14 protein-coding genes and 1 pseudogene are annotated in these 16,101 nt (G+C 50.1%); 2 read left to right on the forward strand and 13 right to left on the reverse strand.

Translation table 11 applies throughout. From position 1 onward, the window contains the following. Positions 1-28 precede the first annotated feature (28 nt). The 10 genes from ACQY69_RS06265 to trmL all read right to left on the reverse strand — a co-directional run bounded on the left by ACQY69_RS06265 (position 29) and on the right by trmL (position 10,968). Positions 29-316, reverse strand: a complete 288-nt coding sequence (locus ACQY69_RS06265) for a hypothetical protein (protein ID WP_428259491.1) — start codon at positions 314-316, stop codon at positions 29-31. A 554-nt stretch (positions 317-870) separates the two neighbouring features. Continuing rightward, a complete protein-coding gene (locus tag ACQY69_RS06270) occupies positions 871-2,898 on the reverse strand; it encodes a sodium-translocating pyrophosphatase (RefSeq protein WP_428259493.1) in 2,028 nt (675 codons plus the stop codon). A gap of 128 nt (positions 2,899-3,026) precedes the next feature. Beyond that, positions 3,027-3,257, reverse strand: a complete 231-nt coding sequence (gene secG, locus ACQY69_RS06275; protein ID WP_428259495.1) for a preprotein translocase subunit SecG — start codon at positions 3,255-3,257, stop codon at positions 3,027-3,029. A gap of 140 nt (positions 3,258-3,397) precedes the next feature. Next, a complete protein-coding gene (locus ACQY69_RS06280; protein ID WP_428257570.1) occupies positions 3,398-4,339 on the reverse strand; it encodes a DDE-type integrase/transposase/recombinase in 942 nt (313 codons plus the stop codon). 122 nt (positions 4,340-4,461) lie between these two features. Further along, entirely contained in the window at positions 4,462-5,757 is a 1,296-nt protein-coding gene (gene eno / locus ACQY69_RS06285) for a phosphopyruvate hydratase (protein ID WP_428259497.1), read from the reverse strand. A gap of 78 nt (positions 5,758-5,835) precedes the next feature. Continuing rightward, the gene (gene tpiA / locus ACQY69_RS06290) at positions 5,836-6,582 is read right to left on the reverse strand and encodes a triose-phosphate isomerase (RefSeq protein ID WP_428261024.1); all 747 of its coding nucleotides are present in this window, start codon (positions 6,580-6,582) and stop codon (positions 5,836-5,838) included. Continuing rightward, a complete protein-coding gene (locus tag ACQY69_RS06295; protein ID WP_428259499.1) occupies positions 6,582-7,766 on the reverse strand; it encodes a phosphoglycerate kinase in 1,185 nt (394 codons plus the stop codon). The genes tpiA and ACQY69_RS06295 overlap by 1 nt, the downstream gene beginning before the upstream one ends. A gap of 94 nt (positions 7,767-7,860) precedes the next feature. Further along, the gene (gap, locus tag ACQY69_RS06300; protein ID WP_428259501.1) at positions 7,861-8,880 is read right to left on the reverse strand and encodes a type I glyceraldehyde-3-phosphate dehydrogenase; all 1,020 of its coding nucleotides are present in this window, start codon (positions 8,878-8,880) and stop codon (positions 7,861-7,863) included. Positions 8,881-8,957: 77 nt separating this feature from the next. Then, positions 8,958-10,418 carry an RNA polymerase factor sigma-54 gene (rpoN, locus tag ACQY69_RS06305; protein WP_428259503.1) on the reverse strand — a complete coding sequence of 487 codons (1,461 nt, stop codon included), beginning with the start codon at positions 10,416-10,418 and terminating at the stop codon, positions 8,958-8,960. A gap of 73 nt (positions 10,419-10,491) precedes the next feature. Continuing rightward, positions 10,492-10,968, reverse strand: coding sequence for a tRNA (uridine(34)/cytosine(34)/5-carboxymethylaminomethyluridine(34)-2'-O)-methyltransferase TrmL (gene trmL / locus ACQY69_RS06310; protein WP_428259505.1), 477 nt, complete (start codon positions 10,966-10,968; stop codon positions 10,492-10,494). Positions 10,969-11,292: 324 nt separating this feature from the next. Here trmL and ACQY69_RS06315 point away from each other — a divergent pair, with 324 nt between their 5' ends. Both ACQY69_RS06315 and ACQY69_RS06320 read left to right on the forward strand, forming a co-directional pair. After that, positions 11,293-12,267, forward strand: a complete 975-nt coding sequence (locus ACQY69_RS06315; protein ID WP_428259507.1) for a homoserine dehydrogenase — start codon at positions 11,293-11,295, stop codon at positions 12,265-12,267. Positions 12,268-12,286: 19 nt separating this feature from the next. Next, positions 12,287-12,796 carry an SEC-C metal-binding domain-containing protein gene (locus tag ACQY69_RS06320; RefSeq protein WP_428259509.1) on the forward strand — a complete coding sequence of 170 codons (510 nt, stop codon included), beginning with the start codon at positions 12,287-12,289 and terminating at the stop codon, positions 12,794-12,796. Positions 12,797-13,039: 243 nt separating this feature from the next. Here ACQY69_RS06320 and rbr read toward each other — a convergent pair whose 3' ends face one another. The 3 genes and pseudogenes from rbr to nth form a co-directional block, all read right to left on the reverse strand. After that, on the reverse strand, positions 13,040-13,591 hold the full coding sequence (gene rbr / locus ACQY69_RS06325; RefSeq protein ID WP_428261025.1) for a rubrerythrin: 552 nt from the start codon (positions 13,589-13,591) through the stop codon (positions 13,040-13,042). Between the two features lie 240 nt (positions 13,592-13,831). Continuing rightward, a pseudogene (locus tag ACQY69_RS06330) lies at positions 13,832-15,238 on the reverse strand (glutamate synthase-related protein); the annotation flags it as partial. A 120-nt stretch (positions 15,239-15,358) separates the two neighbouring features. Further along, positions 15,359-15,994 carry an endonuclease III gene (gene nth / locus ACQY69_RS06335; RefSeq protein ID WP_428259511.1) on the reverse strand — a complete coding sequence of 212 codons (636 nt, stop codon included), beginning with the start codon at positions 15,992-15,994 and terminating at the stop codon, positions 15,359-15,361. Positions 15,995-16,101: the final 107 nt, after the last annotated feature.

Here is a 16,101-nt window from a genome sequence, read left to right on the forward strand (position 1 = left end):
GGTGGCATTGCCACCTTTTATCGTTAAACTAGTTGTTGCCGGTTCCCTTTGCAGCATCGTCTTCTCCGTCGACCTTATCCTTCACGTCGTTGACTCCATCTTCCACATCATCGATAGCATCTCTGGCTCCATCGGCCATATCCTCGGTCAATGAGCCATCATCCTTTTTCGTGCTGTCATCATTTCTGTCGACATTTTCCTCCGTCACAGTACCGTCGCTGGCGTTCGTACCGTTATCGTCATTATTGCCGCATCCAGCGAAAGCCAGTAATGATACACAGAGTATTGCTGCCAGGAAAAGCTTCATGTTTCTCATCTTCTTTCTCCTCTCCTGTTTTCCCTTATAGTATCTGCTATTTTCGAAAAAATATCGCGTCACTCGGCAGGAAATTTTTGAAAATATTCAGGAGCCAGAAGAAGGAACCGTCACGACAGGAATTGCCAAAATGGATCTGTTGTTAATGCTCAATGAGCATAAATCACAGCCGAGTGACCTTCGCAGACAGTGCAAAATGCCTAAAATCCATAAAATACTCGACCTTTTGGCATAAAATCAACGGTCGCCTGTCCGAAATATGCCTAAAACAATATGCTGGAACTGATTTTTTATTATTCGCCATCGCAAAAGCCTGAAATACAACGGTCATTATGCCCATTAATAAGCAAAATCCTCTATTATTGGCATTTCTGATGAAGCGACCTATCACTGCAAGAAGGATGAGATCTCGACGATGGGAGCTTGAGAAAGCGATAAAAGTTTTTTGCAGCCGCCAGCCTGTATCGAAAAGGGGGCTGTTGCCTTAACAGTTATTCCCGTTAAGACGACAGCCCCCGTCTATCTTTTAGCATATCCAGGCTTGTCCTGGAATACTAGAATACCATGTTGATGAGTCCGCCGATCTGCACGAACAGAGGTGCGAATACCAGCGACACGATAGTCATCAGCTTGATGAGTATATTGATGGAAGGACCGGATGTATCCTTGAACGGATCTCCTACCGTATCTCCAACAACAGCAGCCTTATGAGGGTCCGAGCCCTTGCCGCCGAAGTGGCCTTCCTCTATGTACTTCTTGGCATTGTCCCACGCTCCGCCGGCATTGGCCATCATCAGCGCCAGAAGGACACCTGATGAAAGCGCTCCGCCCAGCATCCCGCCAAGAGCGTCAGCACCCAGAACGATACCTATCACCAGTGGTGCGATGATCGCCATAAGACCCGGGATTATCATCTCCTTGAGAGCAGCCCTGGTCGAGATATCTACGCAGTGAGCGTAGTCAGGCTTGGAGGTTCCTTCCAGTATGCCTTTGTCTTCTCTGAACTGTCTTCTCACTTCTTCTATCATCTGATTGGCAGCCTTACCTACCGAATTCATGGTCATGGCTGAGAACAGGAACGGCAGCATAGCGCCTATGAACAGTCCTATTACAACTACAGGGTTCAGCAGATCAACGCCGCTCAGCTGAGTAACTTCGGCATAGGATGCGAAGAGAGCCAGCGCAGTCAGGGCAGCCGAACCGATGGCAAAGCCCTTACCGATAGCAGCAGTAGTGTTTCCTACGGAGTCCAGCTTGTCCGTTATCTCTCTTACGTTCTCAGGGAGCTCCGACATCTCGGCGATACCGCCGGCATTATCGGATACCGGACCATAGGAGTCAACGGCTACGGTCATTCCCGTAGTTGACAGCATACCTACAGCCGAAAGTGCGATACCGTACATTCCGGCAGTGTAGTAAGCCGCAAATATACCTACTGCGATGCAGATGATCGGCCACAGCGTGGACATCATCCCTACGCCGAGACCGCTGATGATAGTGGTAGCGGAACCTGTCTGAGACTGCTCCGCGATCTTCTTTACCGATTTATAATCAGCAGATGTATAGATCTCGGTTATCTTACCGATGGCAATACCTACGACCAGACCGGCGATTATAGCGATGGCATAATTGTACGAGCCCATCATCACCTTGGAAAGGATCACGGTAGCGATGATAACGATTATACCCGCTACATAAGTTCCCATGTTGAGGGCATTGGCAGGATTGGAGCCTTCCTTGCCTCTCACCATGAATATACCGATAAGAGACGCGATGATGCCTATACCCGAAAGGATCAGCGGGAACAGAGCCGCAGTCGTCTCATCGAACAGCCCGCCTGAATTGGTGGCCGCAACAGCCGCCAGCGTAACGGCGGATATTATAGATCCTACATACGATTCGAACAGGTCGGAACCCATTCCGGCAACGTCGCCTACGTTGTCGCCTACGTTGTCGGCGATAACGGCAGGGTTTCTAGGGTCGTCCTCAGGGATACCGGCTTCTACCTTACCTACCAGGTCGGCGCCTACGTCGGCAGCCTTGGTGTAGATACCGCCGCCTACCCTTCCGAACAGAGCCATGGATGAAGCTCCGAATCCAAAGCCTGTTATGCACTCCATAACAGTAGCCAGATCCAGTACACATACAACGACACCGAGTCCCAAGAGTCCCAGTCCTGTTACTGCGAGACCCATTACAGCTCCCGATCTGAAAGCGATCTTGAGAGCCTTGTTCATGCCTGATTCCTGAGCAGCGTTGGCAGTCCTCACGTTACCGAGAGTCGCCACGTTCATGCCAAAGAATCCGGCTGCCACTGAAAGCAGCGCTCCAACTACGTACAGGATGGCTGTAGTAACGCTCTGAAGTCCGATACCGATAAGCAGCGCTATCACGATGATAACGATAGCCATGATGCGGTATTCTCTCTTCAGGAACGCCATGGCGCCTTCTCTTATGTAGCCGGCGATTTCCTTCATCCTGTCATTTCCTTCATCAGCCTGCTTTATCCATGCAGCAAGGCCAACGGCCGCGATAAGCCCTATAACTGCCGCGGCGACGGAAAGAATTGCAATAATTTCCATCTTGATGATACCTCCCCCTCGTGCCTATGCGTATTACGGGAGGCGTCGATGGCGCCTCCCGCTGAACGTGCAAGCACGATTTGTAAATAATTTGATAAAGTCTATACAAAGATCCTCGAAAGTATCCGCTACTCGATCGCTACGAGAATCAATGATAACACGATAAACAGCACTGCCGTGACCGTCGATACCTTGCTCAGTATCGCGTCATAGCCCTGACTCTTCCTTTTACCGAAAAGCTGCTCCGCGCCGCCGCCGATGGAACCGGACATTCCGGCGCTGTTGCTGGATTGCAACAGAATGCTTATAGTCAGGATCACGCTCACCAGCGCAAGTACTATCTTGAGAGCTATTCCCATATTCAATCCTCCTTCATCGATGTCGCCCGAAGGGTGACAACAGGTGTCCAACGAAGTCGGGCTCACTTACTAACTTTTTAAGTGTATCACAGGGTTTTTAAAAAATCAACGGTTTTGGGTTTTCCGGCTTTTATTTTTTCTTAGTTGTCAAGACATTTGTTACACTTTGAGAAATACTCCGCTACTACCTGATCAGGGCTTTTGAAGTTCAATACCGTCTTCGCTGTGCTGTTATATTTCTTCTCGTGTCTCGCTACTTTCTTCTTAAGCTCTTTCTCACTTGTGAATACTTCTCTGCCATACAGGATCTTCCCGTCTTCTCTGTGACTTCTCTCTACCTTCCCATTCTGCCATGGCGAATACGGTCTCGTCCTCTTAAGCTCCATATTCAGCTTTTTTACCGCTTTTTCAAACGCACTGTCCTTTTCCGTCTTATCATCGTCATTTACGAATTCCGGCCCGTTGTCTACCTGGATAGTCTCTATCTTGAATCCCATTCTCTTTCTCAGGCTCTTTATGAATTCCTTTGTCTCGTATGTGCTCTTCTCTTTTACTATCTTCAGCACTCGCTTCCGGCTGTATTCATCTATCGCCGTTATCTGATAATACTTATCTCCGTAACACGGGAACCTTATACATTCCTGAGGTACATATTTGATATCTACCTGCACCTTCTCTCCCGGGTATGTCCCCTGCATGTTCTCATATTTCGTATAGCTTTTCTTCTTTCTCTCTACTTTTCTGTATCCCCTGTTTCTTATCTGTCTGCACATGCTTTCAAAACTTCGGCTATATCCTCTGCTTTGACATCTTACATATACTTCTGCAAGACCATATCGTCCGTTTCTTCTAAGCATGTTCTTTATCAGCTTCAGTTCTTCTTCCGTATGCGCGTTCGGGCTGCGCTGAGGCCTCCTGGACCTCAGCGCAAGGCTCTGAACGCTTCCATCGTACTTTTCCAGTTGTCTATATACAAACTGCCTGTAGGTATGATATCTCCTTGCAGCCTTTGTTACGCCATGTTTTAAAGCATATTCACATAAACGCTGGCGAAATCTCATTTCTTCGGTTATACTTTTCATGAGAGATACTCCTTACTGATACTTGTTTTTTTGGTTGAAAACTATTGTATCAAAGTATCTCTCTTTTTTTATTTATTTCTGTAACATATGTCTTAGCACATTACATTTGGGTTTTCCGGCTTTTATTTTTTCTTTATATTGTAAAAAGCGTCCTTCCCGGCGTACTGTCCCGCTGAATCCAGCAATTCTTCGATCCTGAGGAGCTGATTGTACTTGGCTATCCTGTCAGTCCTGGACAGGGAACCGGTCTTTATCTGCCCCGCATTAAGTCCGACTACGATATCGGCTATAGTAGTGTCTTCCGTTTCCCCGCTCCTGTGGGAAACTACAGCCGTATATCCGGCCTTCTTGGCCATCTCGATGGCATCAAAGGTTTCTGTCAACGTTCCTATCTGATTTACCTTGATGAGTATGGAGTTGGCGATGCCTTTCTCTATTCCTTCCGCCAGCCTTTCTGTGTTGGTAACGAACAGGTCGTCGCCCACCAGCTGTATCCTGCCGCCCAGCTTTTCAGTAAGGTACGCCCAGCCCTTCCAGTCATCCTCTGCCAGTCCGTCCTCGATGGAGATTATCGGATATTTGTCGCAGAGCATTTCATAGTAGGCCACCATTTCCTCCGCATTCCTGCTGACGCCTTCTCCCGTCAGATTGTAGATATCCTTGTCAGCGTCGTAGAATTCGCTGGCTGCTACGTCCAGAGCTATCCTCACGTCATCGCCCGGCTTGTATCCTGCCTTTTCTATGGCCTCTATGATGACCTGTATAGCCTCCTCGTTGTTGGAAAGATTCGGAGCAAAGCCGCCTTCGTCACCTACAGCAGTGTTCATGCCCTTTCCCTTGAGGACGCTCTTCAGATTGTGGAAGACTTCGGCTCCCATTCGCAGCGCTTCTCTGAAGGACTCAGCGCCTACAGGCATTATCATGAATTCCTGTATATCCACCGTGTTGTCGGCATGAGAACCGCCGTTGAGGATGTTCATCATCGGAGTCGGCAGCACCTTTCCGTTGACGCCGCCCAGATACTGGAACAGCGGAAGCCCCAGCGATTCCGCCGCAGCCCTGGCCACTGCCATGGAAACGCCCAGTATCGCGTTAGCTCCCAGCTTTCCTTTATTAGGCGTCCCGTCCAGCGCTATCAGCATCTTGTCCAGACCCACCTGGTCGAAAGCATCCCAGCCTAAGATCTGATCAGCGATAACGTCGTTGACATTCTCGACAGCTTTGAGAGTTCCCTTTCCCATATATCTGTTCTTGTCTCCATCTCTCAGCTCCACGGCTTCGTGGACTCCTGTGGACGCTCCCGACGGAACTATCGCCCTTCCTATAGAGCCGTCCTCCAGCAGCACTTCCACCTCCACCGTCGGATTCCCTCTGGAATCCAGGACCTCTCTCGCTATCACATCTTCAATATAAGCCATATTCTTTACCTCCTGATTTTTCTGTATAAATAAAATTTGCTTTGCCGATCCCGTTTCTCCTAAAATCCGTACCGGCAGCTAAAAATCTATTATCTCCATGAAATCCTTAGCCTTAAGGCTTGCCCCGCCTACCAGCGCTCCATCGATCTCATCCATATTCATGATATCTGTAGCGTTAGCCGGCTTGACACTGCCACCGTACTGTATGATCATCTCGTCAGCGGTATCTTCATCATACAGCTCTATAAGAGTGTTCCTGATGAACGCGCACATTTCCTCCGCCTGCTCCGGCGTGGCTGTTCTGCCTGTCCCGATGGCCCATATAGGCTCATAAGCTATCACGATCCTGGCGGTATCTTTGGCATCGATGTCCGCAAGACCCAGCTGAAGCTGGGACTTTACTCTGTCAAAGGCGCTCCCGGCATCCCTTTCGTCCAGACTCTCTCCCACGCACATGATAGGTCTTATAGCTCCGGTCAGCAGCTTCTTCAGCTTCAGGTTCACGGTCTCATCTGTCTCAGCGAAATACTGCCTTCTCTCCGAGTGTCCGACGATACAGAAATCAACGCCTATATCTTCCAGCATCGCCACTGAGACCTCTCCTGTATATGCTCCTTCATCAGCAAAGTGAACGTTCTGCGCTCCCACCTTTATATCCGTTCCCGCAAAGGCCTCTACCAGCGTTTCGAGATCTGTAAAAGGCGCGCATATGGCTGTCTGTACATCAGTGTCTTTATAAAGCTTCTTGAATTCCTCCGCAAACTCGCGGGCCTCCGCCCTGTTTTTGAACATCTTCCAGTTTCCTGCAATGAATGGTACTCTCATCATTTATCCTCCAGACAAGCTATTCCCGGCAGCTCTTTTCCTTCGAGGAATTCGAGGGATGCGCCGCCTCCTGTTGAAATATGTGTCATCTTATCAGCGTAACCGAACTGCTCCGCTGCCGCAGCCGAATCTCCACCGCCTACGATGGTGACCGCGTCGCTTTTCGCCAGGGCTTCCGCCAGGGCTTTCGTTCCTGCTGCGAAATTAGGCATTTCGAAAACTCCTGCCGGCCCGTTCCAGACGATGGTTTTCGCCTTGGCTATGTTTTCCTTGTAGAGCTCCACCGTCTTCGGTCCTATATCCATCCCCATCATGTCAGCAGGGATCTTATCTCTGTCAAAAACTCCATGCGGACTGTCATTGTCGAATTTCTCAGCGCATACCGTATCCACCGGAAGCAGGAGTCGGACGTTGGCCGCCTTTGCCTTTTCCATGATTTCCCCGGCCAAGCCTATGCTCTCTTCATCCAAGATGGAAGTCCCTATCTCATATCCCATAGCCTTGAAAAAAGTATAACTCATCCCTCCGGCTATGATCAGACTGTCTACCTTCTTGAGCAGATTCTCGATAACAGGGATCTTGTCCCCCACCTTGGCGCCACCCATAATAGCAAGGAATGGTCTTTCCGGGTTTTCCAGCGCTTCTCCCAGGAACCTCACTTCTTTCTCTATAAGGAAGCCGGAAACACTAGGCATGTATTTTGCCAGGCCGGCTGTCGAACAGTGAGCTCTGTGAGCCGTTCCGAACGCATCGTTGACGAAGATCTCGCCCAGCTGAGCCAGCTGTCCTGTGAACGGTTCTTCGTTTTTCGTCTCTTCCTTCCTGTATCTCACGTTTTCCAGAAGCATCACCTGTCCCGGCTGCAGCGCTTCCGCTGTCGCTTTTACATTATCATCCACCACCACGTCGGATGGCGCGAATATCACATCCCGACCCAGCAGCTGCGATAATCTGTCGGCAACCGGCTTTAATGAGAATTCCGGCTTTGCCTCTCCCTTGGGTCTTCCCATGTGGGACATCAATATCACCTTCGCGCCTTGTCCAACGAGGTATTCGATGGTAGGCAACGCTGATGTTATCCTCCTGTCATCGGTTATACGTCCGTCCTGCATCGGCACGTTGAAATCGCACCTGACGAGGACTCGTTTTCCCGAGACATCGATATCTCTCACTGTCTTTTTCATTTTACCCTTCCCTTTCATTCTTTTTTCATTATATTCAATGACCGACAGCCGGCGGAAAGGCCTGCTGTCGGTTCTGCATTGTCCGTTATCGCTATTATGCGTTATCTACGCTGTACATATGCTTTATCAGCTCCAGCACTTTGGTGGAGTATCCATATTCGTTGTCATAGAACGCTATCAGTTTGAAAAACTTGTCATTGAGCTGGATGCCTTCCCTCGCATCGAATATGGACGTATGCGGATCCCCGATGAAATCGCTGGACACCACTTCGTCATCCACATATTCGATGACACCCTTCATTGGACCTTCTTCGGAAGCTTCCTTTATCTTTCTGCATATTTCCTCGTAGCTGGCCGAATTCTTCAGCTGTATGTTGACGTCTATCACTGACACGTCATTGGTAGGCACACGGTAAGCGATACCCGTCATCCTTCCCACGAGAGACGGGATAACAAGACCTACTGCTTTCGCCGCGCCGGTGCTGGTCGGGATGATGTTTCCGAAAGCGGATCTCCCTGTCCTCCAGTCCTTTAAGGATCTGGCGTCCACTACCTTCTGTTTGGCCGTCGCCGCGTGTATGGTCGACATGAGCCCCTGCTCGATGCCCCAGTTGTCCTCTATGACCTTGCACACAGGTGCCAGACAGTTAGTCGTACAGGATGCGTTGGACACTATGTCCATATCCTTGCTGTACTCATCGTGGTTGACTCCCATAACAAAGGTCGGTGTCGTCTTGTCCTTTGCCGGAGCCGTGATGATGACCTTTTTCGCTCCCTGATTTATATGAACCATGGCTTTTTCTGTGGTATTGTAGGCACCTGTCCCCTCCACTATGTACTCTGCCCCACACTTGCTCCACGGGATATTAGCCGCGTCGCTTTCGCTGTAGACAGGTATCTTCCTGCCGTCGATCACAAGTCCCTCTTCATATACCCCCAGCTCTTTCGGAAAACGCCCAAATACCGTGTCGTACTTCAGCATGTACTTCATGTACTCCACGTCGGCGTTGCGGACATTTATCCCCGCGATCTCGATTTCGGGCATATCCATTGCCGCACGGATAACCACACGAGAAATACGACCAAAGCCGCTTACTCCGATTTTGATTGCCATTTTATAACTCCTCCTAAACATACTCTATAAATTTGATTTGATTTATATATCAAGCCCGCCGGGATCCTCCGCCGAGTTTAATATCGTTTGCGCCTGGACGAAGATGGGATGTTCATCTCGTCTCTGTACTTGGCTACCGTTCGTCTCGATATGCTTATGCCTTTTTCTTCCAGCATTCTGACCATTGCCTGATCGCTGTATGGCGATTTGCTGTCTTCGCTGTCGACGATCTCCTTGATGAATTCTTTTATGCTGTTGGATGATATGCCTTCTCCGTGACTGCCGGAAACGCCGGCCGAAAAGAAATACTTTATTTCGAAGACTCCTCTCGGGCATTGGAGGTATTTCCCATTTATGGAACGTGAAACTGTCGATTCGTGTATCCCCAGTTCCTCGGCTATATCCTTGAGAGTGAGAGTCTTCAAATACTTGCTCCCCCGGTCGAGAAATTCCTTCTGATGCCTCACCACGGCCGTCACTACATTGTATATCGTCTGCTTTCTCTGCTCTATACTCTTGATAAGCCATACTGCCGAGTTGACTCTGTCAGAAAGATATTTCGAAAGGTTGTCGTCCTCCTCCGACTGCTTCATCAGCTTGCTGTAATACGAGCTGACCATCAGTCTCGGTGTGCTGCTCTCGTTTACCGTCACCACGTACTGATCGTCCACCTTCTCGATGATTACATCAGGAACTATATATTTGGTATCCGCTCCCGACGCGAAAAGCCGCCCCGGTTTAGGTTCCAAGGACCTTATCACGTCATTCATCTCCTGAACCTTCTGCGGAGATATCCCCAGTTCCTTAGCGATGGCTCCGAATTTGCCATTGGCCAGATCTTCCAGATGCTCGCTGATGACCTTCTCGAAAAGCTCCGTCAGCTGCCCCTGATACCTCAGCTGGATCATCAGACATTCCGCGAGGTCTTTTGCGCCGACACCTATAGGATCGAACCCATGTATGATATCAAGGACTTCCTCCACCTTGTCGACAGGCACGCCGGTAGCCTCTGCGATCTCATCCACCGTAGATGTCAGATATCCGTTTTCATCCAATGATTCTATTATGTATTCGCCAACTCTGCGGCAGCCCTTCTTTTCGGTGGCACACTGAAGCTGGAACACCAGATGTTCGGGTAGCGTAACATCGGAGAACACATACTGTTCATATGTATTCTCCTTTTCTTCCCCGTTCCGGTCTTCCCACTGTCTGTAGCTTATATCATCGTACTGTCTGTCTTTGATATATTCTTTCCAGTCGAAATCATCGTCTTTGCGTGATGAAGCACTGTCTCTGCCGGCAGACGCCGTTTCCGTGAAGCTATCATCGCGGCTTCCGCTCTCTCCGCTGTCCTGGCCGCTGCCCGCGTCGCCACTGGCCTGTTCCAGAACAGGATTGACCAGCAACTGCTCCTGCACATAGGAATCCAGCTCCTGAGTATTGAACTTCAAAATCTGGATGGCCTGTATCAGCTCCGGCGTCATGACCAGCTTTTGAGACTGCTCAATTTTCAAATCGTAACCAAGTTTTATACTCATTTTCTAAATACCTCGGCTTTTATTATATCATACGGACGATTTTTTACCAATGCTTTACCCGGAATTGACATTATTATTTTAGTCCCGGAAACCCTTGCTGCCTCAGGGCTTCGAACAGGATAATGTTGACTGAATTAGCCAAGTTCAGAGACCTCAGACGAGTATCGGCGCTCATAGGTATCCTGACAGTTTCCTCCCGATGCTCCGCTATGAATGACCTGGGCAGCCCTGCTGTCTCACGGCCGAACAGTATCATATCTTCATCCCGGAACCGGACATCTGTATACAATCTGCCACCCTTGGTAGTAGCCAGAAACATCCGCCTGTCGCTTTTCCCGTACTTTTCCATGAACCGGTCCAGACTTTCATGTACTTCCAGCGTTACGTAAGGCCAGTAATCCAGTCCCGCCCGCTTAAGGCTCCTGTCATCTATGGAAAATCCCAATGGTTTGACGAGATGGAGCACACTGCCCGTCGCCGCGCAGCTTCTGGCTATATTACCTGTATTGGGAGGGATCTCCGGCTCCACTAAAACAATATGCATGGACATGTTCATATTCTCCTTTCCTCTGTTCGCCGCAGGCCGCGTCTGCCGCGGCAGTCGTTCCCGGCCGCTGATGCCCCGGATCTGTGTCCGGTCACCGGCTTTCCCCGGCGAAGTCCGACATTTATATTTTACTTTGCCAAACGTGAAAGTCAATGGAGCAAACCACGGGAAGCGGTCCACGAACGTACGCAGCCGGATTTTTCGTTGCGGAAAAGCCTGTATAGCCAACCTCTGTTTTAAAAACCGGCCCATACCAAAAAATGCGAGACAAAACGGCAAATATATTATATAATGACTTCATTGATTGTTGATTTATCGGAGGGAGAAATGAAAACAGTAAAAATAGGGCTGCTGGGGCTGGGAAACATCGGCACCGGTACATATAAAACGCTTGAAATGAACAGAGAAGAAATCGAAAGCACGCTCAACGCCAAGGTCGATATCGTAAAGATCCTGGAACGTGATACGGAGCGTGACAGAGGCATCGATGTCCCTGTCGGGAAATTCACTCAGGATCCTGATGAGATCTTTACCGACCCGGAGATAGACATCGTCATCGAACTGCTGGGCGGCATCGAACCCGCCACATCGTTCATGCTCAAGGCCATGGAAAACAACAAACATGTCGTAACAGCCAATAAGGCCGCCATCGCAGCAAACTACCACAAGCTGATGGATACAGCAAGAGACAATGGCGTGGCATTTCGTTTCGAAGCCAGCGTAGGCGGCGGCATACCGATCCTCAGCACTCTGACAGGACCTCTCAGAGCCAACAAATTCGAAGAAGTCCTGGGGATCCTCAATGGGACTACCAACTACATACTGACCATGATGACAAAGGAAGGTCTTGATTACGACACTGCCCTCAAGGATGCCCAGGCTCAGGGCTTCGCCGAGGCCGACCCTACCGCCGATGTGGAAGGGATCGACGCGGCCAACAAGCTGACCATCCTGATGGCTCTCATGTTCGACAAATATGTAGCCCCTGAAGACATACCTACTACCGGCATCACCCAAATAACAAAGGAAAAGATAGAGGAAGCACGCGCCAACAATTGTAAGATAAAGCTCATCGCCCGTGCCAAAAAGCTTGAGAACGGCGAAATCGAATACGAGGTGCGTCCTATGCATATAAGCGAAACTCATCCTCTGGCCAACATCAACAAGGAGTTCAACGCTGTATTCGTCAAGGGAAACGCTGTGGACGACCTGATGTTCTATGGGAAAGGCGCAGGCCCTCTGCCTACAGGAAGCGCAGTTCTGGGCGACGTTATAGATATAGTGAAAACGGTTTTAAAATAACATTATCAGGAGGTCGACGATGACTTTATTTGAAGAATGGAGAGATCTTATAGAAAATCAGACCGAGGATACTTTCCCCGAATTCTGGAAGGAATATAGCGAAGCCGAAACTAAGATATACAGCGATATCCTTGACAGACCAGAGGAAAAGATGACTGGCACTCTCGGAGAGCTGGCTGAAAAGTACCAGGTCCGCCCAGTGATCTTCATGGGTTTCCTCGACGGAGTCGATTCCAGCTTGAAGAAAAGCAACGACTTCGAAAACTTCGATGAAAATTCCCAGGTAGAGGTGGAAATCGAACCCGAAAAACTGTTTTACAATATGCTGGCGGCCGATGCCGAGTACCTGTATGGGCTTCCTCAGTGGGAGACTATTCTCGGTGAGGAAAAAATGGCTCAGATCGCCAAGGAATACAAGAGATCCAAGACAATCGTGAAAGGGAAAAAAATAGGCCGCAACGAGCCTTGCCCATGCGGCAGCGGTAAAAAATACAAGCACTGCTGTGGGAAGACGGCTTCCCGCAACTGACAAGCAGCAATGGATGCAGCGCAGCCGGAACGTCAGCTCAGCCTGTCCAACATGAGCACCAGGCAAAGGACGCCGGCGACGCTCAGCGACAATATGGGATCAATTAAAAATCCTGGATCCGCCTGATGGCGAGATTCAGGATTTTTTGTTTCCGCCATACCCCGGACACAGAAGCCCAGGGATAGACATCATCTTGCGAAAAAGCAAGCCATTACCGCATATCAGCAGCTCACACGCCACACATCAGTAATTCTCTTCGTTTATTTCAAAATAGCTCTTCGGATAAGCGCATACGGGACATTTCTCCGGCGCCTTCGTTCCTGTCACGATATGACCGCAGTTTCGGCACTCCCACATCTTGACTTCGCTCTTTTCGAAGACGGCTGCCGTCTCCACGTTGTGAAGCAGCGCTCTGTATCTCTCCTCGTGGTGCTTTTCGATGGCGCCCACCATGCGGAATCTGGCTGCCAGCTCCGGAAATCCCTCGGCCTCAGCCGTGTCGGCGAATCCGGCATACATGTCGGTCCATTCGTAGTTTTCCCCTGCGGCAGCTGCGTCCAGATTGGCTGCCGTATCGTTTATGCCGCCCAGTTCGTTGAACCACATCTTCGCGTGCTCCCGCTCGTTTTCCGCCGTCTTCATGAACAGCGCAGCTATCTGCTCATATCCTTCTTTCTCAGCTACCGACGCGAAGTAGGTATATTTGTTCCTGGCTTCCGATTCTCCGGCAAAGGCCGCTTCCAGGTTCTTTTCCGTCCTGGTCCCGGCATATTTGTTCTTTACCTCTCCGGCCACCGCCTCCAGGTTCTCTCCCCTGGCTCCGCACACAGGACATACAGCCTCCGCGCCGGCCTGAACGGTGAACACTTCACCGCACAGCTTACACCTGTATTTGGCGGCGGTCGCCGCCGTTTCGCCGGAAATACCGGAAGCTTCGGCAGAGGCTTCGGCAGCCCGGAAGGCACCGACAGTTTCGGCGTTCCCGGATGCTCCGGGAACATCAAATCCGCTCAGGTTTCCCACAGGCTGCCCCACATGCCTTATCCCGGTATACTCCGCTATATCATAGCTGGTAGTCATCAGATCATCCATGGAAAGATCGTGTACGGAACGGTTCCCCGTGATACGTGCGAAAGTCTTTAATTCTTCTCTGGACACATTCAGATAATTGGCTACTCTCTGAGCCGCCGCGTCTATGTTCAATCTCGACCTGAGTTCAGGGTCCTGAGTGGCCACACCTACAGGACATTTCCCGCTGCCGCATATTCGATATTGCTGACATGCCGCGGCTATCATCCCCGCGGTAGCCACAGCAACAGCATCAGCTCCCATCGCCAGCGCTTTGGCAAAGTCAGCAGATACTCTCAACCCGCCTGTTATAACGAGAGCGATATCGGAATTTACGGAATCCAGATATTTTCTTGCCCTGTACAAAGCATATATGGTAGGCACTGTGGTCGCCTCCCTGAGGAGAAGCGGGCTGGACGCCGTACCGCCGCCTCTGCCGTCCACCGTTATGAAATCAGGCTCTGCGAACACGCAATACTGAAGATCTCTCTCTATCCTTCCGGCAGCTATCTTTATGCCGACAGGCCTGCCGCCTGAGCGTTCTCTCAGCATATCCACCATGGCCTTCAGGTCTTCCTTCGTATCCAGCTCAGGGAATTTGCTCGGGCTCTGGACGTCCTCACCCGGCTTCTTTCCACGAATGGCGGCAATCTCGTCAGTCACTTTATCGCCAGGCAGGTGACCGCCCATTCCAGGCTTTGTCCCCTGACCTATCTTTATCTCTATGGCATCAGCCGCCTGGAGATTTTCATCGGTGACGCTGTACTTGTTGGGAATATATTCAAAGATATACTTGTATGCTTCAGCTCTTTCCTCCGGAAGGATGCCGCCTTCTCCACTGCACATGGCAGTCTTTGCCATGGCGCTGCCTTTGGAAAGAGCTATCTTAGTCTCTTTCGATAAAGCTCCGAAGGACATGTGGGAAATGTAGATAGGACTCTCCAGTACCATCGGTTTTTCAGCATGCTTTCCTATCACCGTTCTTGTGTCGACAGGGTCTTCGTCATTGAGAGGAGGCGGATTCAGCTGAGCCCCCATCATCAGTATCTCATCCCAGTCAGGAACAGGCATTTGAGTACCCATGGATGCCCCCACCGATCTTCCCGTAACTGCCATTTCATGTATCTCAGCCATGTATCTGACCGACGGATCGTGACGAGCTGTTTCAGGATCATAGTCCAGCGGACCGGAAGAGACAAAGCTTCCCATATCTTCCATAGGGCTTTCTCTCCTCGTCACAGTTTCATCTTTCACCGGCACGAATTTTGAGATGGGCTGCCCACAGACAGGACACTCTGAGAGCTCCGCCAGCGGTTTCCCATTCTTTTCCTCATCATATATGAACCCACACACGCTGCATTTGTAAACTGCCATAACCACACCTCCGATATATCTGTTTGTTATTATTAGCTGTTTTTCCTAATAATATCACGCTGGAATTTTTTTGTCGACGGGATCAGCTCCGATCCATATCAGAATATCCCTGATTTTTCATCACTCCACACCGACTTTCTCGCACAGGCCATTTATGGGGCATTCCCCGCACTTGGGATTTCTTGCCGTACAGCAGTTCCTCCCGTGAAAAATAAGGCTGTGATGGGCTTCCGTCCACCTATCCTCCGGCAACACCTTCATCAATCCCAACTCCGTCTTGAGGACATCCTTTTCCTTCACCAGCCCTATCCTGTTGGCCAGCCTGAACACATGAGTATCCACAGCTATCCGTTGATGTCCGAAGCCTACAGCGAGGACTACGTTGGCCGTTTTTCGTCCGACTCCAGGCAATTTCACCAGTTCGTCATAATCCTCGGGGACCTGACCTCCATGCTTTTCCACCAGTTCTCCCGCCAGCGCGATTATATTCCTGGACTTAGTCTTATACATACCTATAGTTTTGATGATATCGATGACATCCTGCTGGTCAGCCTCTGCTAAATCGGCAGGCGACGGATACTTGGCAAACAACTCTCCTGTCACTTTATTGACGCTTTTATCGGTGGTCTGAGCCGACAGCACTACCGATATCAGGAGCTGATATGTATTCTGATGCACAAGCGCGCATCCCGCCTCGGGATATCTGTCTCGAAGCGCGTCCAGCATCTGTGTGATCTCTTTCTTCGTAAAGGCCATGTCTTTTCCTCCGGTTCCCCGATCCTCAGTTCAAATATATAAAGATGGGGATAAGGCCGCGCCTTTTGACGCCATGCCCGCCTGAATCCCCATCTTGATCCGACTTC

The sequence above is a fragment of the Gallibacter sp. Marseille-QA0791 genome (genome assembly GCF_965119705.1).
Taxonomy (GTDB): Bacteria; Bacillota; Clostridia; order Peptostreptococcales; family Anaerovoracaceae; genus Lentihominibacter; species Lentihominibacter excrementipullorum.